Source organism: Protofrankia coriariae (genome assembly GCF_001017755.1).
GTDB classification, from domain to species: Bacteria; Actinomycetota; Actinomycetes; order Frankiales; family Frankiaceae; genus Protofrankia; species Protofrankia coriariae.
This window is the reverse complement of sequence record NZ_JWIO01000003.1, coordinates 52,559-74,673: the sequence shown is the minus strand read 5'-3', so window position 1 is coordinate 74,673 and position 22,115 is coordinate 52,559. Positions and strand designations below refer to the sequence as shown.

Annotated in this window: 18 protein-coding genes and 3 pseudogenes; 5 read left to right on the top strand and 16 right to left on the bottom strand. The window is 70.8% G+C overall.

What is annotated here, in order from left to right; genetic code table 11:
- Positions 1–84: 84 nt before the first annotated feature.
- The 7 genes and pseudogenes from FrCorBMG51_RS33440 to FrCorBMG51_RS34380 form a co-directional block, all read right to left on the bottom strand.
- Positions 85–492: pseudogene (locus FrCorBMG51_RS33440) on the bottom strand (NAD(P)H-dependent oxidoreductase subunit E); the annotation flags it as partial.
- Positions 492–1,991: an NADH-quinone oxidoreductase subunit D gene (locus FrCorBMG51_RS02670; protein WP_047221543.1), complete on the bottom strand. Its 1,500-nt coding sequence runs from the start codon at positions 1,989–1,991 to the stop codon at positions 492–494. The gene FrCorBMG51_RS02670 and the pseudogene FrCorBMG51_RS33440, both read right to left, overlap by 1 nt.
- 175 nt (positions 1,992–2,166) lie before the next feature.
- The gene (locus FrCorBMG51_RS02665) at positions 2,167–2,856 is read right to left on the bottom strand and encodes an NADH-quinone oxidoreductase subunit C (RefSeq protein WP_047221542.1); all 690 of its coding nucleotides are present in this window, start codon (positions 2,854–2,856) and stop codon (positions 2,167–2,169) included.
- The gene (locus tag FrCorBMG51_RS33435; protein WP_047221541.1) at positions 2,853–3,674 is read right to left on the bottom strand and encodes a NuoB/complex I 20 kDa subunit family protein; all 822 of its coding nucleotides are present in this window, start codon (positions 3,672–3,674) and stop codon (positions 2,853–2,855) included. Before FrCorBMG51_RS33435 ends, FrCorBMG51_RS02665 begins: the two co-directional genes overlap by 4 nt.
- Positions 3,665–4,027 carry an NADH-quinone oxidoreductase subunit A gene (locus FrCorBMG51_RS02655; RefSeq protein WP_476742089.1) on the bottom strand — a complete coding sequence of 121 codons (363 nt, stop codon included), beginning with the start codon at positions 4,025–4,027 and terminating at the stop codon, positions 3,665–3,667. The genes FrCorBMG51_RS33435 and FrCorBMG51_RS02655 overlap by 10 nt, the downstream gene beginning before the upstream one ends.
- Before the next feature lie 496 nt (positions 4,028–4,523).
- Positions 4,524–5,591, bottom strand: a pseudogene (locus FrCorBMG51_RS02650) (geranylgeranyl reductase family protein); the annotation flags it as partial.
- Between the two features lie 167 nt (positions 5,592–5,758).
- Positions 5,759–5,971, bottom strand: a pseudogene (locus FrCorBMG51_RS34380) (FAD-dependent oxidoreductase); the annotation flags it as partial.
- A 744-nt stretch (positions 5,972–6,715) separates the two neighbouring features.
- Between FrCorBMG51_RS34380 and FrCorBMG51_RS02645 the strand changes: the two are divergent.
- Entirely contained in the window at positions 6,716–7,435 is a 720-nt protein-coding gene (locus FrCorBMG51_RS02645) for a dienelactone hydrolase family protein (RefSeq protein WP_047221540.1), read from the top strand.
- 150 nt (positions 7,436–7,585) lie between these two features.
- Here FrCorBMG51_RS02645 and FrCorBMG51_RS02640 read toward each other — a convergent pair whose 3' ends face one another.
- From FrCorBMG51_RS02640 to mqnC, 3 genes are all read right to left on the bottom strand, one after another.
- Positions 7,586–8,353: a demethylmenaquinone methyltransferase gene (locus tag FrCorBMG51_RS02640; RefSeq protein ID WP_076843066.1), complete on the bottom strand. Its 768-nt coding sequence runs from the start codon at positions 8,351–8,353 to the stop codon at positions 7,586–7,588.
- Between the two features lie 284 nt (positions 8,354–8,637).
- Positions 8,638–9,831 (bottom strand): adenosine deaminase, encoded by a 1,194-nt coding sequence (add, locus tag FrCorBMG51_RS02635; RefSeq protein ID WP_047221539.1) that lies wholly within the window; start codon positions 9,829–9,831, stop codon positions 8,638–8,640.
- Between the two features lie 178 nt (positions 9,832–10,009).
- Positions 10,010–11,146 (bottom strand): cyclic dehypoxanthinyl futalosine synthase, encoded by a 1,137-nt coding sequence (mqnC, locus tag FrCorBMG51_RS02630; protein WP_047221538.1) that lies wholly within the window; start codon positions 11,144–11,146, stop codon positions 10,010–10,012.
- A 761-nt stretch (positions 11,147–11,907) separates the two neighbouring features.
- On the opposite strand from mqnC, the gene FrCorBMG51_RS02625 reads away from it, so the two are divergent.
- Together FrCorBMG51_RS02625 and FrCorBMG51_RS32970 are read left to right on the top strand one after the other, a co-directional pair.
- The gene (locus FrCorBMG51_RS02625) at positions 11,908–12,933 is read left to right on the top strand and encodes an NAD(P)/FAD-dependent oxidoreductase (protein WP_235433256.1); all 1,026 of its coding nucleotides are present in this window, start codon (positions 11,908–11,910) and stop codon (positions 12,931–12,933) included.
- A 659-nt stretch (positions 12,934–13,592) separates the two neighbouring features.
- Complete coding sequence (locus tag FrCorBMG51_RS32970; protein WP_420848565.1) at positions 13,593–14,435, top strand: sirohydrochlorin chelatase; 843 nt, start codon at positions 13,593–13,595, stop codon at positions 14,433–14,435.
- Positions 14,436–14,708: 273 nt separating this feature from the next.
- On the opposite strand, the gene cobA is transcribed toward FrCorBMG51_RS32970, so the two are convergent.
- From cobA to FrCorBMG51_RS02595, 5 genes are all read right to left on the bottom strand, one after another.
- Positions 14,709–16,769 carry a uroporphyrinogen-III C-methyltransferase gene (gene cobA, locus FrCorBMG51_RS30395; protein ID WP_052914240.1) on the bottom strand — a complete coding sequence of 687 codons (2,061 nt, stop codon included), beginning with the start codon at positions 16,767–16,769 and terminating at the stop codon, positions 14,709–14,711.
- 427 nt (positions 16,770–17,196) lie between these two features.
- Positions 17,197–17,868 carry a phosphoadenylyl-sulfate reductase gene (locus FrCorBMG51_RS02610; RefSeq protein WP_047221537.1) on the bottom strand — a complete coding sequence of 224 codons (672 nt, stop codon included), beginning with the start codon at positions 17,866–17,868 and terminating at the stop codon, positions 17,197–17,199.
- 191 nt (positions 17,869–18,059) lie between these two features.
- Positions 18,060–18,275 (bottom strand): hypothetical protein, encoded by a 216-nt coding sequence (locus tag FrCorBMG51_RS02605; protein WP_013875167.1) that lies wholly within the window; start codon positions 18,273–18,275, stop codon positions 18,060–18,062.
- Complete coding sequence (locus FrCorBMG51_RS02600) at positions 18,275–20,164, bottom strand: nitrite/sulfite reductase (RefSeq protein WP_047221536.1); 1,890 nt, start codon at positions 20,162–20,164, stop codon at positions 18,275–18,277. Before FrCorBMG51_RS02600 ends, FrCorBMG51_RS02605 begins: the two co-directional genes overlap by 1 nt.
- Positions 20,165–20,250: 86 nt before the next feature.
- On the bottom strand, positions 20,251–20,406 hold the full coding sequence (locus FrCorBMG51_RS02595) for a putative leader peptide (RefSeq protein WP_157180363.1): 156 nt from the start codon (positions 20,404–20,406) through the stop codon (positions 20,251–20,253).
- A 137-nt stretch (positions 20,407–20,543) separates the two neighbouring features.
- Here FrCorBMG51_RS02595 and FrCorBMG51_RS28910 point away from each other — a divergent pair, with 137 nt between their 5' ends.
- Positions 20,544–20,720: a hypothetical protein gene (locus FrCorBMG51_RS28910; RefSeq protein WP_162233161.1), complete on the top strand. Its 177-nt coding sequence runs from the start codon at positions 20,544–20,546 to the stop codon at positions 20,718–20,720.
- A 121-nt stretch (positions 20,721–20,841) separates the two neighbouring features.
- Here the strand turns inward: FrCorBMG51_RS28910 and FrCorBMG51_RS02590 are convergent, their stop codons facing one another.
- Complete coding sequence (locus FrCorBMG51_RS02590; protein ID WP_013875170.1) at positions 20,842–21,255, bottom strand: response regulator transcription factor; 414 nt, start codon at positions 21,253–21,255, stop codon at positions 20,842–20,844.
- A 391-nt stretch (positions 21,256–21,646) separates the two neighbouring features.
- Here FrCorBMG51_RS02590 and FrCorBMG51_RS27825 point away from each other — a divergent pair, with 391 nt between their 5' ends.
- Positions 21,647–21,820, top strand: a complete 174-nt coding sequence (locus tag FrCorBMG51_RS27825) for a hypothetical protein (protein ID WP_157180362.1) — start codon at positions 21,647–21,649, stop codon at positions 21,818–21,820.
- Positions 21,821–22,115: the final 295 nt, after the last annotated feature.

Here is a 22,115-nt window from a genome sequence, read left to right as displayed (position 1 = left end):
CGGGGCCGGCCGCTCGCCGCGTCGCAGCGCCTCCACGATCTCGCTCGCGGACTGCGGGTCGACCTGGTCGAAGAACTCGTAGTTGACGGTCAGCACCGGCGCGTAGTCGCACGCGGCCAGGCACTCGGCGTGCTCAAGGGTGATCGTGCCGTCCGCGGTGGTCTGGTCGTGCCCGACCCCGAGCTCCTGCGAGAGACGGGCGTAGACCTCCTCGCCGCCGAGCAGCGCGCAGGAGAGGTTGGTGCACACCGACACCAGCCAGTCGCCGACGGGCCGGCGCTTGTACATCGTGTAGAAGGTGGCGACCGCGCTCACCTCGGCCTGGGTGATGCCGAGCAGGGAGGCGCAGAACTCCACCCCCTCGGAGGTGACACAGCCGTCCTCGGCCTGCACGAGGTGCAGCAGGGGCAGCAGTGCCGACCGGGAGTGCCCGGACGGGTACCGTGCGATGATGTCCGCTGCCGCGGCGCGGGTTTCTTCGGTGAGCGGCACTACCGGTCAACTCCCCCCAGGACTGGGTCGACGGAGGCCACGCCGACGATCACGTCCGCGACCTGTCCGCCTTCGGTCATCGCCGGGACCGCCTGCAGGTTGACGAAGCTTGGTTCCCGGACGTGGACGCGGTACGGCCTGGTGCCGCCGTCGCTGACCACGTGGTAGCCCAGTTCGCCGCGAGGCGACTCCACGGCCGTGTACACCTGCCCGGCCGGCACCCGGAAACCCTCGGTGACCAGCTTGAAGTGGTGGATCAGGGCTTCCATCGAGGTACCCATGATCGTGCGGATGTGGTCGAGGGAGTTACCCATCCCGTCGGTGCCGATCGACAGCTGGGCCGGCCAGGCGATCTTCTTGTCCGCGACCATCACCGGACCGGGCTTCAGCCGGTCGAGGCACTGCTCAACGATCTTCAACGACTCGCCCATCTCCTCCAGCCGCAACAGGTAGCGGGCGTAGGAGTCGCCATCCAGCGAGGTGGGGACGTCGAATTCGTAGGTCTCGTAGCCGCAGTACGGGATGGTCTTGCGCAGGTCCCACTCCAGCCCGGCGGCACGCAGCACCGGGCCGGTCACGCCGAGCGCGATGCAGCTGGCCGCGTCGATGTAGTTGACGTCGACCATGCGGCCCTTCCAGATCGGCTGCCCCGACAGCAGGGCGTGATATTCCTTGATCCGCTTGGGCATGTCGACGAGGAAGGCCTGGATGTCGCGCACGACGTCGTTTGGAAGATCCTGGGCCAGCCCGCCGGGACGGACGTAGGCGTGGTTCATCCGCAGCCCGGTGATCGTCTCCAGGAGGTCGAGGATCTTCTCCCGCTCCCGGAAACCAAAGATCATCCCAGTGGTGGCCCCAATCTCCATGGCGCCGGTGGCCAGCCACACCAGATGCGAGGCGATCCGCTGCAGCTCCATCACCAGCACCCGGATGACCGTGGCCCGCTCGGGGACCTCGTCGGTGATGCCGAGCAGCTTCTCCACCGCCAGGCAGTAGGCCGTCTCGTTGAACAGCGGCGCGAGATAGTCGGCGCGGGTGAGGAAGGTGACCGCCTGCGTCCAGGTGCGGAACTCGCAGCTCTTCTCGATCCCGGTGTGCAGGTAGCCGATGACGACCTGGGTCCGGGTGACCGTCTCGCCCTCGATCTCCAGGACGAGCCGCAGCACCCCGTGCGTGGACGGGTGCTGGGGACCCATGTTGACGGTGAGGCGCTCGGAGTAGTCCTCGCCGCCGATCACCTGCTCCCAGTCACCGCCGGTGACGGTGTAGACCCGCTCCCCCGCCGACTCGGTGAAGCCGGCCTCGTAGGCGTCGCCGTATCCGGGAGCGTCGTCGTACCCAGGAGCGTTGTTCTGTCCAGGAGCGCCCCCGCGCTCAGAGGCGCTGTCGCGCCCGGAAGTGCTGTCGTATCCGGGAGCGTCGTCGACGGGCGGTCCGGCGGATGTGGTGGAGCCGGCCGCGGAGGTGAACGCGGCTGACGTGTCGAACGTGTGGGTCATAACGAACCTCGTAGACAAAGACGACACGGGGTGGAACGACGCCGCCGCGAGCCACCGGCCACGGCGCTCGTGCCGGACAGCGCACTCGTACCGGCCATATCTGCTGCACCGAACAGATCTGCCGTACCGAACAGATCTGCCGTACCGGCCATACCGGCTGTATCGAACAGGCTGGTCATGAATAGCTCCGGCGGCTGTCCGGTGCCGGTACCTGAGCGCCCTTGTAGTCGACCGGTACACCGCCGAGCGGGTAGTCCTTGCGCTGCGGGTGGCCGATCCAGTCGTCCGGCATCATGATCCTTTCCAGGCCGTCCCGGCCGGAGAAGACGATGCCGAACAGGTCGTAGGTCTCCCGCTCGTGCCAGTCCGCGGTCGGCCAGACATCCATGACGCTGGGGACGGTCGGGTCGTCGTCGGCCACCGAGACCTCCAGCCGGACGCGGCGGCGCCAGGTCATCGACGTCAGGTGGTAGACGGCATGCAGCCGGCGTCCGGTCGGATCGTCGGGATAGTCCGCGCCGGAGACCCCGGAGAGCAGCTCGAAGCGCAGCTGAAGGTCGTCCCGCAGGGTCTGGGCGACCGCGAGCAGATGGTCGCGCCGGACGTGCAGGGTCAGCTCCCCGCGGTCGACGACCACCCGTTCGAGCGCGTCGGTGAGCTGCGGAAAGGCACGCTCGAGGGCGTCGTAGACGGTGTCGGCGTCAGCGTCGCCGAACGGCCGGGAGCTCGAGGCGAGCACCGGCGGGTTGCGGACCAGACCGCCGAAACCGGAGGTGTCACCGGAGCCGGAAGCTCCGAAGGCGTCCTGCCGACGCGGCCCGCCCCTGCCCGACGCCGCGCCGGCCGCCGGTACGAGCTCGCTCATGACGCCGCCTCACCAGTGGAATCCTCGCTCCCGGCACGCCGGCCGGCCGATCCGGCCGATCCGTCCGGCCCGGCGGCCGGCGGCAGGCGCTTGGTCCGGCCGAAGACCGACTCCGGGGGGATGGCGGCCGGGCGCCGGTCGTCGAGGGACGGCTCGACCGCGCCGACCCCGGCCGGCGCCGGAGCGCCCGCCGGCAGGCGGAAGCGCTTGCGGTCGTTGACCGACAGCGTGCGGGTGTCGACGGCACCGGCCGGCAGGCCCGCNCCGGCCGGCAGGCCCGCGCGCGCCGTGGCCACCTCGATCGGCTTCGGGTAGGGCGACTCGCCGACCTTCGTGTAGGCGACCTTGCCGGTGATCGTGCCGGCCAGGATCTTCTCGTGCAGCTTCAGGATCGCGTCCATGAGCATCTCCGGCCGCGGCGGGCAGCCCGGCAGGTACATGTCCACCGGGACGATGTGGTCGACGCCCTGCACGATGGCGTAGTTGTTGAACATCCCACCGCTGCTCGCGCAGACGCCCATGGACAGCACCCACTTGGGCTCGGGCATCTGGTCGTAGATCTGGCGCAGCACCGGGGCCATCTTCTGGCTCACCCGACCCGCGACGATCATGAGGTCGGCCTGCCGGGGGCTGGCCCGGAACACCTCCATCCCGAACCGGGCGAGGTCGTAGCGGCCGGCGCCGGTCGACATCATCTCGATCGCGCAGCAGGCCAGGCCGAACGTCGCCGGCCACAGGGAGGACCGCCGCGACCAGTTGGCCATCTTCTCGACGGTGGTGAGCAGCAGGCCGCCGGGCAGCTTCTCTTCTAGTCCCATTCCAGGCCTCCCCGCCGCCACACGTAGGCGTAGGCGACGAAAACGGTCGCGACGAACAGCACCATCTCGACGAGCCCGAAGGTCCCCAGAGCGCCGAACGCGACCGCCCACGGATAGAGGAAGATGATCTCGATGTCGAAGACGATGAACAGCATCGCCGTCAGGTAGAACTTCACCGGAAAACGATGTGGGCCAACCGGCTCGCGCGGCGGTTCGATTCCGCACTCGTACGCGTCGAGCTTGGCGCGGTTGTACCTCTTCGGGCCGACCAGCGCGCCCGTGATCACAGATCCGATCGCGAACGCCGACGCGATCACTAAAAGCACGAGGATCGGCACGTAGTTCGACAGCATGCCGAGCTCCTCTCTACAGGTCCGATGCGGGACGTGGCAGTTTTCGGTTCGCGGTTTTCGGTTCGCTGTTCCGGTTCGCGGCCGTGGGCTCACCGCTGGCCGCCGGGACGCGACCGGCCGCCGGGACGCGGCTGGCGNNCCGCCGGGACGCGGCTGGCGCGGCGAGGACGGCCGGCTCACGGCGCCGACACCGATCACGGTCACCGGTTGTCCCGACTCCGGTCGCCGGGTGCCGCCAGGGAGCCTACGCGACGCCCGCCCCAGACGCGCGGACCGGTTTCCCAGCGGCGATCCGGCGGGCGGAAAAAGCATGATCGGGCTGCCGTTGGCCCCCGGAACGAGCGAGCGTCAATGCACGCCCGCCGCATGTCCGGCCACAAACCGATGCTGTCGATGCGGCCACCGGTCTGTTCACCGGGCGGAAGCCGTGTGCCGGAAAACCGTGACCCCGTGTTTCGCCAGTGCCGCAACCATCCGCTCGGGCCACTCGGGCTGCTCAGGTCGCGGGCGCGAGCCGGGACATAGCGTTGATCAGGCGGTCCAGCGCATCACCCCCTCGCGGGTCGGTGAGATTCGCCAGCAGCTTCAGGGTGAAGCGCATGAGCGTCGGTCGCGGCAGCCCGTAACGGGTCAGTATCCGCATCACGGACGGGTTCCCGATCAGTTCGACGAACACCCGCCCGAGTGTGTAGTAGCCGCCGTAGCGTTGCCGGAGAACGTCCGGGTACGCCTGCAGCGCCCGCTCCCGGGCCGGCCCCTGGGAGCGGGCCAGCGCCTGGACGGCCACTTCGGCCGCGAGCCGTCCGGACTCCATCGCGTAGGCGATCCCCTCGCCGTTGAACGGGTTGACCGTCCCGCCTGCGTCCCCGACCAGCAGCAGGCCGTCGCGATAGTGCGGCGCGCGGTTGAAGGCCATCGGCAGGGCGCCGCCGCGGACCGGCCCGACCGCGTTCTCCTCGGTGTAGCCCCACTCCGGCGGCAGCGCGTTGAGCCATCGCCGCAGCAGGTCCCGGTAGTCGGTGTGCTGGAAGGCGCTGGTGGTGTTGAGCATGCCGAGCCCGACATTGCTCGTCCCGTCGCCCACCCCGAAGATCCACCCATAGCCGGGCAGCAGCCGGGACGCGCCGGGCTTTCCCTCCCACAGCTCCAGATGGGACTCCAGGTAGTCGTCATGCGTGCGGGGGCTGCGGTAGTACTGGCGCACCGCCACCCCCAGCGGACGGTCCTCCCGGCGGCGGATGTCCAGCGACAGCGCCATCCGCGCGCTGTTCCCGTCCGCGGCGATCACCAGTGGGGCGTGGAAGGCCAACGGCTGCCCACCGCGGGACGCCCTGGCCTGCACCCCGACGACCCGCCCGGTGCGCTCGTCGCGGATCGGGCCGGTGACGGTGGTCTCCTCCCGTAGCTGGGCGCCGGCCTTCTCGGCGTGCCGGGCGAGCAGCTCGTCGAAGTCGAGACGGGGCCGGACCAGGCCGTAGTCCGGCCAGTTCGCCAGCTCCGGCCAGGGCAGCTCGAGCCGCAGCCCACCGCCGATGACACGCAGGCCTCGGTTGCGGGCCCATCCGGAACCGGCCTGAACCGTGCCGGTCGCGCTGGCCGCCGGACCAGCGGTGGCACCGGCGTCCGCGGGCGCGCCGGTAGNGCGCCGGTAGCCGCGGCCGTGCCGGTATCCGCGGGCGCGCCAGTACCAGTGCCAGTGCCGACGCTGGTGCCAGGGCCGGTGCCCATGTCGGCATCGGTGCCGGTGTCGATGCCCATCTCGATCAGGCTGCGCACGGCACGGGGGGTCAGCCCGTCACCGCAGACCTTCTCCCGAGGGAAGCGGGTCTTTTCCAGCAGGACGACAGCGAGCCCGGTCCGGGCCAGGTGGCAGGCGGCCGCCGAGCCGCCGGGGCCGGCACCGACGACTATGACATCGGCATGCTCGGCCTGGACCGCTGTCATGATCACACATCTCCGGATCGCCGGTTGTATTCCCATTTGCTGCGCTGCCGCCGCTCGTGAAGGTTTTCACGAGCGCAACGGCGAGTCTAGGCCCTGCGCCCGTCGTCGGCACAGGCGCCAGGATCGCGCCGACCCCCGCGCCGCGCCGTCCGGCCGGCGCACACAGGCGACACCAGCCAAACAGCTGAACAAACAGCGGACAACAGACGTCAATTTTCACTGATAGTAGCCAGAAAAACCCAGATTTTACCGGACATACCGCATATTCGGGTCCGCGCGACAATCACGGCCGACAATCGACACGGCCAACAATCGACACGGCCGGCAATCGACACGGCCGGCAAAGCCATGGCCGGCAAAGCCATGGCCGACAGGCGCTGGCCGACAGCCCATGGGTCGACAGGCACGACCGGCCGGCACCCGGTCGTGCGCTCCCACCTCCGCCGGCTCCACCGCCCGCGCCGCGCCCATCGGGCCCACCGGACTTACGGAGCCGGCAGGCCACCGCACCCCGCACCCCGCGTGCCCGCGGCCGGCCCGGACGGCAGGCGGCCCGGCCGGCCGGTCTGCCCAGATCACCCGCTGAATGGTGGACGATGCACCGAACGACCATGGGCGTACTGGAAAGACAGTGATTGATCCCGCACGCTGAGGTGCTGCGGAGCATGGGTCGCGCCGTCTCTGATGCGATCCTCTCGTAGAGCCGCATCCACACCGGATGCGCCGGACAGGAGCAGAACACAGATGAGCCGCGAGACCGTGACGCTGTCCACCGCGGACGGGCCCATGCAGGCCGCCGTCGCCCACCCGGCCGACAGGCCTCGAGGCGGGGTCGTCGTCGTTCAGGAGGCGTTCGGGCTCACCGACCACATCGTGGACGTGTGCGACCGGTTCGCCACCGCCGGCTGGCGCGCCATCGCGCCAGCCCTCTTCCACCGGGTGGGCTCGCCGGTCTTCCCCTACGGCGGGGACTTCACCGCGGTCCGGCAGGCCATGCAGACACTCAACAGCCTCGACATCCTGGAGGACGTCGACGCGAGCATGGCCCTGCTCGCCGACGAGGGGACCGCCGTCGACCGCATCGCGGTGGTCGGCTTCTGCATGGGCGGGTCGGTCGCCACCATCGCGGCCGTCCACCGCCCGCTCGGGGCCGCCGTGAGCTTCTACGGCGGCGGGCTCGCCGAGGGCAGGTTCGGCGAGGCACCTCTGATCGAGATCGCGCCCCGCCTGCAGGCCCCCTGGCTGGGCCTGTTCGGCGACCGCGACCAGGGCATCCCGGTGGAGCAGGTCGAGGCCCTCCGGTCGGCCGCGCGGGAGGCGGCCGTGCCCACGCAGGTCGTCCGCTATCCGGATGCCGAGCACGGGTTCCACTGCGACGCCCGGCCCGCCGTGTACAACGCCGCCGCGGCCGAGGACGCCTGGGCCCGCACCCTGACCTGGCTGGACGCCCACATCCCAACCTGACCATCCGGACCCGCCCGTCCGCCCGTCCGATCGACCGGCCCGCCTGGTCTCTCAGCCCCGGTCATCCGGGCCGCCACCGGCCGGCCACCAGCCGGCCACCGGCCGGCCACCAGCCACTGCCAGCCACTGCCGGCCAGGCCAGGCAAGCCGTCAGGCCGGACGCCAGGCGCGGTGCAGGGCCACGATGCCGCCGGTGAGGTTGCGCCAGCCCACCCTGGTCCAGCCCGCGCCGGCGATGCGGTCGGCAAGGGCCGACTGGTCCGGCCAGGCCCGGATCGACTCGGCCAGGTAGACGTACGCGTCCGGGCTGCTGCTGACGAGCCGGGCGAGGCCGGGCAACGCCCGCATCAGGTACTCCGTGTAGACCGTGCGCCACGGCGCCCAGGTCGGGCGGCTGAACTCGCAGATCACCAGACGCCCGCCCGGACGGGTCACCCGTGCCAGCTCCGCCAGGCACACCTCGACGTCGACCACGTTGCGCAGGCCGAACGAGACCGTCACCCGGTCGAAGGAGGCCGCCGCGAACGGCAGCGCGAGCCCGTCCCCGGCGACCAGCGCCACCGCGCCACCGCCGGGGGCGGCCGGGCGCTGACGCAGGCGGTGCTGCCCGACCCTGAGCATGCCCAGCGAGAAGTCGCAGGCCACGACCGAGGCGCCACGGGCGGCGAACGCCCGCGACGAGGTGCCGGTACCGGCTGCCAGATCCAGTACCCGCAGCCCCGGGCGCAGGTCCAGGGCGTCCGCGGTGGCGCCGCGCCAGGTGCGGTCCAGACCGGCCGAGAGCACCGCGTTGGTCAGGTCGTAGCGCCGGGCGACACCGTCGAACATGGCCGCGACCTCGTCCGGCCGCTTCTCCGGCCCGGCCACCCGCGCCGGAGCCTCACCCACGGGGCCCGCCGGGCTCCTCGTACTTCGCATGCTTCTTCCCAGGCTCCCCGTAATTCTTTCCGGGACTCGCGGGCTTCGCGAACTTCCCAGGTCCTCCGGACCGCGCGGGCTGCGCGCTCTTCGCAGGCCCTGCGGACGTTGCCGGCCTGCCGGTCCTGTCGTATTTTCCAGGCCTTCCCCGCGCTCCGGGCCTGCCGCTTCCGCTCGGCTTCCCGGGCTTCCCGAGCTTCCCGGGTCTTCCAGGATTTTTCGGTTCTCTGGATTTTTCGAGCCTGCCGGGATTTCCGGATCCGCCGGGCCCGCCGGGATGGCACTCACCGCGACACCGCCGCGGTTCCGGCACCGTCGGTGAATCCGGCCCCGGGGCCGGCCCCCGGCCCAGCCGTGGGCACGACCGCTGGTCTCCCGGCCGCGGTGACGGGCGGCGAGGAGGCGGCCGCGGCGATGCCGGCGGCCAGCGGATCCGTACGGGCGGCCGTGGCCAGCGCCGCGGCCACGGCGTCCCAGTCGGTGCCGGCGCCGATCGCCGCCAGCCGCTGCCGCGTCGCGGCGTCACACAGCGCACCGGCGACACCGGCCTCGTACAGGTCACGGGCGGACACGCCCAGCGCTGCGGCCACAGCGTGCTCACGGCCGATATCGGTGTCGAACATGGCCGGGTCGTCGGTGGCCAGCGAGCAGCGCACCCCCGCGTCGACCAGCGCGGGCAGGGGATGCCCGGCAAGATCCGCCACCGAACGTGTCCGCAGGTTGGACACCGGGCAGACGTCCAGGACGATGTCCCGATCGACGAGCTCCGCCACGAGACCGGGATCGTCCAGGGCGCGGATGCCGTGCCGGATGCGGCGCGCGCCCAGGGCGTCCAACGCGCCGCGGATCGAGGCCGGCCCGCTGCTCTCCCCCGCGTGCGGGACGGCGGCCAGACCGCCGTCGGCGGCGATGGCGAACGCCCGCGCGTACGGTTCGGGCGGGTGGCCGGCTTCCGGCCCGCCCAGCCCCAGGCCGACGATCCCCCGGTCGCGGAACCGGACCGCCTGACGGGCCACCTCGCAGGCCTCCTCCGGAGGCAGGACACGGTCGATGTCGGGGGTGAGGCCCATGTGCAGGCCGAACCGTTCGCGGGCCTCTGCCACCCCGTCGGCGTAGCCATTGAAGATCTCTTCCCAGGAGATCCCGCGCCGGACGCGGAACCACGGGGAGAAGATCCCCTCCACGTAGACCGCGCCGTGCGCGGCCGCCTCGGCGGCATAGTCGACGACGACCTGACGGAAGTCCTCGGCGGTGCGCATCACGTGCGTGGTGAGGACCCAGACCTCGATGAAGTGGTCGAAGTCCCGGAAGCGGTACAGCTCGGTGAGCTCCTCGACCGTCGTGGCCGGCAGTGTCTCCCCGTTGCGCCGGGCCATCGCCAGCAGGGTCGCCGGACGGACCGTGCCCTCCAGGTGAACATGCAGTTCGATCTTTGGTCCGGTGGGCGGTCCGGTAGGCGGGCCAGCGGGCACGGTCACCCCGACAGGCTAGCCGTCCCCTCCCGCCCAGGTGCGCGGACAGCCGCCCTCCCCCGCCCCGCCGGGCGCCCAGGCACGTGCCCTCGAACGGAGCCGTGACGTCGAAAACATGGGCGCGGGAGGGCCGTGGAGCACGTCACCGCACCTCTCGCGTGCTCCTCCAGCCGCTCGGGGCAGCCTAGGTGGTGGCGACGATCGGTAGGGCGGTCGAGGAGAAGTGTGAGGCCACCCGGTCGTCCACGGGGTCCTGCGCCGGATCGCGGTGTACGACCAGGTGCTGGTAGAGGGTGTCGCGCTGCGCCGGTGTCCGGTCGGCCGCGCGGATGAGGTGGATGAGTTCGGTGCGGTTGGTCCGGTGCCGGGCGCCGGCCGAGGAGACCACGTTCTCCTCCAGCATCACCGAACCCAGGTCGTCGGCGCCCATGTGCAGGGTGAGCTGGCCGACCTCCTTGCCGGTCGTCAGCCACGAGCCCTGCAGGTGCGCGATGTTGTCGAAGAACAGCCGGGCCACCGCCACCAGCCGCAGGTACTCGATGGTCGACGCCTGGGTGCGTCCGCGCAGGTGGTTGTTTTCCGGCTGGTAGGTCCACGGGATGAACGACCGGAAGCCACCGGTGCGGTCCTGCACGTCACGGATCATCCGCAGGTGCTCGATGCGCTCGGCGTTGGTCTCCCCGGTGCCCATCATGAACGTCGCGGTCGACTCAAGACCGAGGCCGTGAGCGGTCTCCATCACCGACAGCCACACGTGCCCGGGTTCCTTCAGCGGGGCGATCGCGTGCCGGGGACGTTCGGTGAGGATCTCCGCACCCGCGCCGGCGAAGCTGTCGAGCCCGGCGTCCCGCAGCCGGACGATGACGTCGGTGAAGCTCAGCCCGGACGTCCGGGCGATGTGGACGACCTCGCTGGCGCCCAGCGAGTGCAGCGCCAACTGGGGGTAGACCCGCTTGATCGCGGCAAAGGTGCCCTCGTACCACTCGATGCCGAACTCGGGATGGTGGCCGCCCTGGAGCATGATCTGGGTCGCGCCCAGCTCGACGGCCTCGCCGCATCTGGTGAGGATGTCGTCGACGTCGCGGACCCAGCCCTCCTTGTGGCCGGGCGCCCGGTAGAACGCGCAGAACCGGCAGGCGGTCACGCACACGTTCGTGTAGTTGATGTTCCTGTCGATGATGTAGGTGACGATGTCGTCCGGGAAGCGGCGGCGGCGGGCGGCGTCGGCGGCCCGGCCGAGCGCGTGCAGCGGCGCCCTGGTGTACAGCAGCAGCGCCTCGTCGGCGGTGATCCGCCCGCCGTCCGCGGCACGCGCGAGCACGGACGAGACCGTCTGGTCGCNGAGACCGTCTGGTCGCCGGCCGCCGCTGTTCCCGCGGCCGCCGCCGCTGCGGTCGGGGCTGACGGGCCCGCCTGCGCGGACGGGGAATCACTGCCGGCATCCACAAGGCTCACCCTGCGATGGTACGGCGGGCCACCTCCACCCGGCGCCGATCCCGCCCCGTTCGCACTCGCCCCCGGCCCGCCGTACTTCCTCGGCCACCTCCGTTTCCTGGGCCGTCTCCTCGATCGCCCGGCTTCCGGGCACCATCCCGGCCGCGCGTCACGATCACCAGCCCGGCCACCTCGCCAACGGGGCCATCGATACCAACGGGGTCGTCGATACCAACGGGTCGTCGGCCGACGCACCGCTCGGCACCTACCGGCGATTTCGCCCGGCATCTACCGGCGATTTTGTCGGTACCGTCCGCCAGACCTCGGTACCGTCCAGCGGACCAATGAGGCGCAGGCATGTTCCCGACGGTGAGCGTCCGGCACCGAGCCGGATTATCCGCCGGCCCACCGAACCGATGACACGACCGGCTTCTTCCTGATTTCTCCCGTCCTGCCGGAATATCCGCGCTCCGGATCACCGGCGGGGAAAGAGCACCGTAAATGCCCGCGTGCCACGCCGACGCCAACGCGCATGTTGAGGCACCTCACTCTCCGATGCGGCAGGATGAGTAAAAAATTCTTCCGGTGGCTCTGTCCGACCCCTGCGCATCCGGTCCGGCCACGGCCACATGGCACCAGGAGTCGCATGTGGACGCACTGACCACTACTGGCCCTGACGGCTCGACATCGGCGGATGTCGACACCGACATGCTGATCATCGGAGCCGGCCCGGCCGGCCTCTTCGGCGCCTACTACGCCGGATTCCGCGGGCTGTCCGTGACGGTGATGGACTCGCTTCCCGAGGCGGGCGGTCAGGTCACCGCAATGTACCCGGAAAAGGTGATCTACGACGTGGCCGGGTTCCCCGCGGTACGGGGCCGGGAGCTCATCGCCGCCCTCGTCGCCCAGGCCGGCGCGTTCTCCCCCAGCTACCTGCTCGGCCAGCAGGCAACCGAACTGGCCCACGAGGCCGACGCCGTCGTGGTCACCAGCGCGCAGGGGACACGGGTGCGGGCGAAGGCCGTTGTCATCACCGGCGGGCTCGGGACGTTCACGCCGCGCCCACTGCCCGTCGGCAGCGATCATCTCGGTCGCGGCCTGGTCTACTTCGTCCCGAAACTGGACGTCTACGCCAACGCCGACGTCGTCATCGTCGGCGGGGGCGACAGCGCCTTCGACTGGGCGCTCGCCCTGGAGCCGCTGGCCCGGTCGGTGACTCTCGTCCACCGGCGGGACCGGTTCCGCGCACACGCGCACACCGTCGAGAAGGTGCTGTCCTCCAGCGTCGAGGTGCTCACGCACACCGAGGTCGCGGCCATCCACGGAGACAACCAGGTGGAGAAGGTCGAACTGGTGAACAACAGGTCCGGCGACCGCCAGGTCCGCCCGGCCCAGGGGATCGTCGCCGCCCTCGGGTTCACCGCCGATCTCGGCCCCCTGACCCGCTGGAACCTGACCGTCGAGAAGCGTCACATCGTGGTGGACACGACCATGGCGACCGGAGTCGAGCGGGTCTTCGCCGCCGGCGACATCACCGAGTACCCGGGCAAGGTGCGTCTGATCGCGACCGGTTTCGGCGAGGTAGCGACCGCGGTGAACAACGCGGCACCGATCATCGACCCGTCCGCCAAGGTCTTCCCGGGCCACAGCTCCGACGACGGCCCCGCCGCCTGACACCCCAGAGCACCGCCGGGGACGCCTGGGCCCCTGATGACCCGGGCGTCCTGATGATCCGGCATGCGCCGTCCACGACGGCCGCGTTCTCTCCGCACGCCCTCCGTACCGCTCGGATGTACCGCCCGAAGTTGTTTTACATTGTTCAAAATTATTTGACGTTGTTCGATTCGGCCGTGCGGGTTCGACGCCGTGCGGCCGCATCCACAAACGACCCGCCGCCCCGGGCGGGCGCCCTCCGACGGAGGCATCCTCCACGCCGTCCGGCTGAATCGCCATCCGACCGGACCCCGCACGGCCAGACCTGGCGACGCAGCCACCGACCGGAGGGGGCAGCCCGACAACGACATCACCGACCTGGCTGACGACGCCTGGGCCCACCGTCACACCGATGAGTCATCCGGCGGGATCAGATCACCGTCCGGCACAACGCCGCCGTTATACGACGAGACCACCATTCACCCTCGGTGGTCGCCCGACGAATGGGCCATTACCGTCAAGCAGCCAGCGGCGGTGCGACCGGTACCCCCCGATATCTCCCACGTGATCACATCCTGGCGGGGGCGGCCAGCGGCGGTGCGGCGGTGCGGCGGTGTACCCGTACTCCCGACGAACGCGCCATTACCCGACGAGCGCGCCGCCGGCGCAAACTGGTGGGCATGCGGGGTCTACTGGTGATCGGGCACGGCTCACGGCGGGACGAGGCGAACGCAACCGTCCGCGAGGTCGCCCGCCTGCTCACCATGCCCGGCCGGGCCACTGCCGCCGCACCCGGCGCACCCAGCCAAGCCGTGACCGCCACGTCCGGCCGTCCCACAACCTCTACTTCTGGTTCCACATCCGGTCAGGTCACACCTCCCGCACCCGGCCAGGGCACACCCTCCGCAGCCGGCCAGGCCGCGGCCTGCGCGCTCAGGCAGGAAGCGGCTTCCGCGCTCGGGCGGGGGGCAACTCCCGTGCTCGACCCGTCCGGCTCGTCCCGCCTGTCCCACCCGTCCGGCCGGTCCAGCGCTTCCGGGCCATCCGACACTTCCGGGTCGTTCGATGCTTCCAGACGTGTGACGGGCCCCATGCGCGATCCGGCAACGGGCACCGTATCTGACGATCTTGAGGCCTCGTCCTGCGAGTTCGAAACCCCGTATGCCGAGCCCGGTCCTGGCGTGACGGGTGGTCACCGTCAGATCCGCTGGCACGCCGTGGAGCCGGCCTTCCTGGACGTGGTCCAGCCCGACATCATGACCGGCTACGCCAACCTGGCCGCCGCCGGCTGTACCGAGATCGTGGCCCACCCGTTCTTCCTGTTCGACGGCAGCCACACGTCGCGGGACATCCCGGCCGCCCTCGCCCGGGCCCGGGAGCGCTTCCCGCACACCCGCTGGACGCTGACCGCGCCGCTCGGGCTGCATCCCGGCGTGCTGACCGCCGTCACCGCCCGCATCGACGACGCCCTCACCGGCCATGCCTTCGCCCCGGACGAGCCCTGGCCGGACGGGCTCCGATGACAGCGATGACAGATATCACTTAATACATCACTGGATGTGATGCTCGACGACGGCGGTGGCAGGCACCGACCCGCTCACACCAGGCTCGCGCCCACTCCGAACGGGCTCACACCCCGACCAGACCCCCGAACACCGATCAGCCGACCACCCGCCTCGTCTCACCCCACCCTGCCCCGTCCCGATCAGGACAATCCCCAAACAGGACAATGAGGGTCGAAACGGCTGCCACAGCGACCGTTTGATCCCTCGTTCGTATGGTCCGGCAGTATTCGGTCATCTGTTTTTGATTGATTTCGGGACGGATCCGCGTTGGCTGGCCGACGCTTCAGCCGAGCGGGCCCTGGTGACGGCGTCGGCGACCGCCGCGGCCAGGGGATGGATGCCGGGCTCGGTCGCCACCGCGTCCACCCGGACGCCGGCGCGCCGACAGGCCTCGACAGTGCGCCGCCCTATCGCGGCCACCATGATCCCATCCGGTAGGGAGCCGTACAGCGCGACGGTCGCGCGGACCGCGGTCGACGACGCGAACGCCACCGCGTGCAGATCGCCGTGCCGGATCTCCTCGACGATCCGCGGGTCGGGTTCGGCGACAACATCGGTCAGGAGGCTGATCCGACGCACCGTTTCCGCTCCGGCGGGCGGCGACGCGGACGCGCACACCACCACCCGGACGCTGCCGCTCACCACCCCGGAGCCGAGTGGCAGCCGGCGCCTGTCCCGCCCGCGGGAAGGCTCCTCCGTGCTCCGCACATCAGCGGACTCCGTGCTCCGCGCACCGACAGAGCTCGTGCCCCGCACGTCAGCGGATGATCCCGCCCGCTGCGTGCCAGCGGGCTCCACGGTCCGCGGCTGTGCGCCGCGCGTGTCGGCTGGCTCCGAGCCACCGGCGGGCCCCGCGTCACAGGCGCTGACGGGCAGCCGGACGCAGGACAGCCCAAGGGCCTCCAACGCGACCTCCGCCTCGGCGTCGGCGGCCACCAGCACGAGCCCGGCAAGCGCCCGGATGTCGTGGCCTGCCCGGCGCAGCAGCGCGACCACCGCCGCGACCTCCGCGACACCCGCCAGCACCAGCGCGTCCGCGTCGGTGAGCGCAGCCAGCAGCGGCGCCGGGTCGGCCACCGGCCCGGGACGCGAGACCGTGCTCTCCACGGCGTCCGCGCCGAGCGCGCGCAACCGGGTGACCAACAGCCCGGGACGCGGTCTCGTCCGCGGGACGAGAACCCGGACTCCCGCCAGCGGACGGCCGGCACCGGCGTCCACAGCCGGCGAGCCGGCGGCGGATCCGTACGGATCATCATAACTGTCCGTTGTGCCGTAAATATCGGCATTGCGGAGACTGTCGATGTCATCGCCGGGGCTGTCGGTGTCACCGGGGCCGGCTCCATTCCAGAAGCGCGGTCTCACCGTCGCCCGGTCCGGCCGGTTGTTGGCGTCGCAGGGGCCCGCACCGTTGCCGCCTGCGGCGGTGTCGGTGCCTGCGGCGGTGCCGGTGCCGGTGCCGGTGAGGCTGTCGCGGCTGCCGTCGCCGTTGACAGCACGGGGACGGCAGCCGTGGCTGCCGCTGTCCGGAGGCGGGAGGATCCGGGGTACCGCGTCGTGACGGGCCGCGACGTCACCGATCACCACAACAGCTGGTGATCGCACACCCCGCGCAACCGCGTCGACCACGATCGTGTCGAGGGTGCCGCGCACGACCCGCTGCGCCGGCGTGGTGGCGCGTTCGATCACCGCGACAGGCGTGTCGGGTGACCGCCCGCCCTCGATGAGGGCCGCGGTGACGTCGGCGAGCCGGGCGACCCCCATCAGCACGACGATGGTCATCCGGGACGCGCCGAGTGCCGCCCAGTCGATGGTGGAGTCGGGATGCCCTGGCTGCAGATGACCGGAGACGACCGCGACATCCTGCGCGACGCCACGGTGGGTGACCGGAATACCTGCATAGGCGGGGGCCGCGAACGCCGAGGTCACTCCCGGGACAACGGTGCAGCGCACCCCGGCGAGCCGGCACGCCTCCGCCTCCTCGCCGCCACGGCCGAGCAGGAACGGGTCCCCGCCCTTGAGCCGGACGACCCTGCGGCCCGCGAGTGCCCGTTCGACCAGCAGCGCGTTGATGCCCTCCTGGGTGCGAGTAAGCGCGCCAGCGCTCTTGCCGCTGTAAACAATCTCCGCCTCGGGCCGGACGTATCCGAGAACGTCAGTGGACACCAGGCGGTCGGTGACGACGACATCGGCCGCACCGAGCAGTTCCCGACCGCGGACAGTGAGCAACCCTGGATCACCAGGCCCTGCCCCGACCAGCCAGACCTCCCCGTGGGGGCGCTCCGGGCCGTTCACGATCTCCTGCCCAGGCGGGTCAGCCCCCGGTAGGTCATCACCCTCACCGCCGCCGTACCCGCCCGTGGGCCAGGGCCGAGCGGTCCGACCTCCCGGCACCTCACCAGCCTCACCTCAGCCCCACCGCTGCCGCGCTGACCCTCGCTCATCCCTGCGACGCTACCGCCCACGCGCACCCCGCACCCCGGGCACGAACCCGGCCGGCCAGTAGGTGGAAACCGTTGCTACCACAGCGATTTTCACCTACGGCCGCGGAAGCCGTAGGTGAAAAAGGCTACCGTAACGACGGTTTCCACCTACGACTCCCGCGGCAACTCGCCTCGCCAGGCCGGGGCGGGCAGTCGTCACCGACGGCTTCCGGAAAGGAGATCCGAGACAGCGGCGGAAAGAAGAAAGGCGAAGAGGAACAGGCAGAAGGCTCAGTGGCTCAGTGGATGCCGCATTCGGTTTTGGTTGAACCGACCCAGCGGCCGGCACGTCCCTGGCCGCGCTGGGTGCACGGCCAGCAGCCGACCGAGTCGTAACCGTCGGAGAGCAACGGGTTGACGATGATGCCGTGCTCGCGGACGTAACGCTCGACGTCCTCGTCCGTCCATGCCGCCAACGGATGGATCTTCACCTTGCCGCGGCGCTCGTCCCACCCCACGACCGGCAGGTTCCCGCGGTTGGCGCTCTCGGCCCGCCGTGAGCCCGCCGCCCAGGCCTGGTACGGCGCGAGTGCCCGGTCCAGGGGCACGACCTTGCGCATCCGGCAGCACTGGTCCGGGTCACGCTCGAACAGCCGCGGTCCGTACACGGCGTCCTGGCCGGCCACGGTGAGCTGCGGGGCCGCACTGATCAGCGGCAGGCCGTAACGGTGCCGGACCGCGTCCCGGGTGCCGATCGTCTCGGCGAAATGGTAGCCGGTATCGATGAACACCACCGGGACGTCCGAGCGGATCCGGGAGAGCATGTCGACGAGCACCGCTTCGGCCATGGACGCGGCGACGGCGAGCCCGGTACCGAACCGCTCCACCGCCCAGCCCAGGATCTCCTCGGCCGGCGCGCCCGCCAGCTCGTCGCCGGCGCGTAGGGCCCGGGCCTTCAGTGCGGTGTCCATCAGTGTCCCTCCTTGCGTTGCCGCGACCGTTGCCGCGGCGGCTGCCGTTCTCCCTGCATGCCGAACAGACCGCTGCCGGACCAGACAAGCGCGGGTCTGGGCAGGGGCCGGGCGGGACGGCACCGAACGGGTTCAGTGCCGGATGGGTTCAGTGCCGGCGGGCCGCTGGGGTGCGGGGATCCACCCGTGGTTCAGTGCCCGACGGGTTCAGTGCCCGACGCGGCTGGCGTCACCGCGACCGCGAGTGCGGTCAGACTCAGCCGGAACGCCCGTCGACAGCTACCGCACGACCACTGGCCGTGCCCGGATCCAGCGGAGGCTTCCCCGGCCTCGGCCGGCAGGTAGGGGACAAGGTCCTCCTCGCCGCAGTACGGGCAGTAGAACGGGACCGAATGCGCGCTGGCCATCAGCTGCCGCCACCGCGCTCGCCCGGCGTGCCCGCCGCCGAACCGGCCCCGCCGGCCGCGGTACCGCTGGCCGCGGTATCGCCAGGCGCACGGCCCCCGCCGGCTGTGCGGCCCCCATCGGAGACACCGACCCCGCCGGTGGCACGGCCTGCGCCGGCGCTACTGGCGGCGCCGGCACCGCCGGGGACGCCGGCTCGCACGGATGCGACGGAGAGCGCGGACTCGTCCACCCGTTCCACCCAGTCCGCGAAGGACTCGCCCGCGCCGCGGTCCGCGGAGTAGGCGCGCAGCAGGCCGTCGACGTAGTCGACGACCCCGACGGAGGTGACCTTCAGCCCTCGGGACTTCCGACCGAGCCGCGACCGGGTGCCGAGATGACCACCGAGGTGGACCTGGAACCCCTCGACGAGTTCCCCGGAGGCGTCCGGCACCAGGGAGCCCTTGAGCCCGATGTCGGCGACCTGGAAACGCGCGCAGGCGTTGGGGCAGCCGTTGACGTGGATGCCGATCGGCTCGTCGAAGTCCGGCAGGCGGCGCTCGAGCTCGTCGATCAGCGAACCGGCCTTCCCCTTGGTCTCGACGATGGCGAGCTTGCAGAACTGGATACCGGTGCAGGCCATGGTGCCGCGCCGGAACACACTCGGCCGTACGACCAGGTCGAGCGCGGTGAGCTCGGCCTCCAGCTCGTCGACCCGGGCCGGGTCGACGTCGAGGATGACCAGCTTCTGCGTGGTCGTCGCTCGGATGCGGCCGGCGGCGAAACGGTCGGAGAGGTCAGCGACGGCGGCGAGCGTGGTACCGCTCAGCCGTCCGGCGCGGGGGGCGAAGCCGACCGCGAAGCGGCCGTCGCGCTGCTGGTGGACGCCGATGTGGTCACGTCCCTCGTTACGCGGCGGCGCCGGGGGTGGGCCGTCGGGCAGCGCCGTGGCCAGGTACTCCTTCTCCAGGGTGGCGCGGACCCACTCGGGCCCCATGTCGGCCACCAGGAACTTCAGCCGGGCCCGGGTGCGCATCCGCCGGTAGCCGTAGTCCCGGAACAGGCTGGCCACGGCGTGCCAGACCTCGGCGACCCGGTCGGGGGGCACGAAGGTGCCGAGCCTGACCCCCAGCTTCGGGTTGGTCGACAGGCCGCCGCCGACCCACAGGTCGTAGCCGGGACCGAACTCGGGGTGAACGACACCGACGAACGCGATGTCGTTGATCTCGTGCAGCGTGCAGTGGTCGGCGCAGCCGGAGATGGCGCTTTTGAACTTGCGCGGCAGGTTGCTCAGGGACTCGTCGCCCACGTAGCGCCGGACGGTCTCCTCGATCGCCGGGGTGGCGTCGATGACCTCGTCGCCGTCGACGCCGGCCAGCGGGCAGCCGAGAATGACGCGGGGGGTGTCACCGCATGCCTCGGCCGTCGTCAGCCCGGCGCCCTCGAGCGCTGCCCAGATCGCCGGCACGTCCTCGATGCGGATCCAGTGGAGCTGGATGTTCTGCCGGTCGGTGACGTCGGCTACGTCCCGCCCGTAGCGGGTGGAGATCCCGGCGACGACGCGGAGCTGGTCGCTGGTCAGCTGGCCGCCGTCGAGGCGGATGCGCTGCATGAAGAACGGCGCCTCGAGCTCCTCGGGCTCCAGGACTGCCGTCTTGCCGCCGTCGATGCCCTCCCTGCGCTGGGTGTACAGCCCCCACCAGCGGAACCGCCCCCGAAGATCCTGGGGGTCGATGCCGGCGAAGCCCGTGTACGGGTAACGGTTGAGGATCCGGTCCCGGACGGCCAGGCCGTCCTGGTCCTTCTTCATCCGCTCGTTGGGGTTGAGGGGCTCCAGGTGGCCGAGCGCCCACTGGCCCTGCCCCTTCGGACGGGACGGGCGCGCGGAACGGGAGCGTGCGGGGGTCGTCATCGAATCTCTCGCAACCGTGTGCGGGGTGCGCCGACAACATGCCGACAGCATGAGGTGGCGCGACGGAAAGGTCAGCGGTGGAAAGGTCAGATGTGACGCGGACAGACCGCGCTGGCGACCCTGAGCAGGTCGACATGCAGGCGCGCAACCAGTCCGAAGTCGACCAGGGTCGCGAAGTCCGCCGAGGTGTGGCCGGCGGGCGTGAAGCCGGTCCACGGGAGGTCCGAACCAAAGTCCGTCATGCCTGAACCGGTCAGACGGAGATCCGGGCGTGCGGTCACGGACCCATGCTTTCACATCGAGCGCCCGCAAGACAGCGAATGCACCCAGAATCAGGATAAAATTACGGAGCGTCCAAAATTTGGATGGATGCCGTTGGATGGATGCCGTTGGATGGATGCCGGCCGGTCGTCCGGGCCATCCGATTTCATTGTTCAGCAGACTGGTGGATAAACGGGTCAACGACAATAAACAGATCGACCGGTCGGACAGATCTCGACCGGTCGACGGCGCCGCCGGCTCGGCGCGGGGCCGTCGCCTGACTGTCGTCGCCTGACTGTCGTCGCCTGACTGTCGTCGCCTGACTGTCGTCGNNGGCCGCCTCGCGCGAGCCGCGGCCGGTCGACGGTTCGGCGCGGAAGCGGCCAGCCCGGTCGTGCCCCGGGCCGGCCGATGGTTCAGCTCTGGACCGGCCGGCTTGCGACAGTTCGGACGGGAGCACGTCCGCACACGTCTCGCAGGCGGTCGACCAGGCTGTCGATGGCGAGGCCCTTCTCGATCAGGGCGTGCGCGCCGAGCGTCGAAGCCTGTTCGCCGAGAGCCCGCTCGGAGAAACCGGTGAAGATGACGACCCGGGCCCGGGGCACCGTCCGGCGAATCACGGGTAACGCCGTGAGGCCGTCCATGACGGGCATGGCGACGTCCAGCAGGACGAGGTCGGGGTCGGTACGCGAAACGATCTCAATTGCCTCGGCCCCGTCCCTGGCCCGGCCGACGATCACGAAATCGGGCTCCATGTCCAACAGGAGACAAACGAGATCGCGTACGCCGTCGGCATCGTCGGCCACCACGACGCGGACGGCATCCTGCACACCTGGCTCTCCGTCCATATCCGACGTTCTACGCTGTGCCGGTACCACCCGCCCATCGTCATTCAGGATGGTTTCCGGAGCTAGCCCCCCGGCGAATCCCCCAAAGGGAGGACAGCTACCGGCAAAGGGAGGACATCCGCTGGCACCGGACACCCACAATCACACCTGTTCATAATCGCGAAACGATGCGGAACGACCGTGCGTGGATTGTCATCGATGTCCGGCCGGCGGCAACACCGATGACGGCTGCCGGTAACCTTCGGCCGCCCGAACCGGCGGATCCGATGTCGGTCGGCTCACCGCCCCGCACCCGGCCGCCCGGCCCACCCGCACCGGCGGGGCATCCGCGGGGCGCTCTACCCATTGGGGCCAATGGGGGTCCAAGGGGTCAATGGGGGTCCGCAAGGAGGACCTGGACGCCTACGAGGCCAACGAGGCCAACGAGGCCTTCGGGTCCAAGGGGTCAATGGGGGTCCACAAGGGCCATGGCCCGTATGGGCCGCGCAAGTTCCTGGTCCGGCATCCACGGCACCCTGCATATTGGCGGGCCACACCCCGGGCCTGATCGGTGGGGCTGTGCCCCGGGTCCGCCTGGCGGTCTAACGTCCCGAGCCGGATCCCGTTGGGGCCACGTCCTGTTTGAGCGCGAGCCAGGGCCACCACCTTGATCCCGAGCCGGGTCCGTGGGGCCACGCTCTGAGCTGGGCCCGAGTCGGGCTGTGCCCCGGGTTCCGGTTCACCCGCGCCGACGGCACCTATATGATCATCCTCAGGGGCGGGCCGAGCGGCAGGTGCTGACCCAGCGTGCCAGCGGCATCCGACCGGGCGGCGTCCGCGGACCATCGCCGCACCGGAGCGTC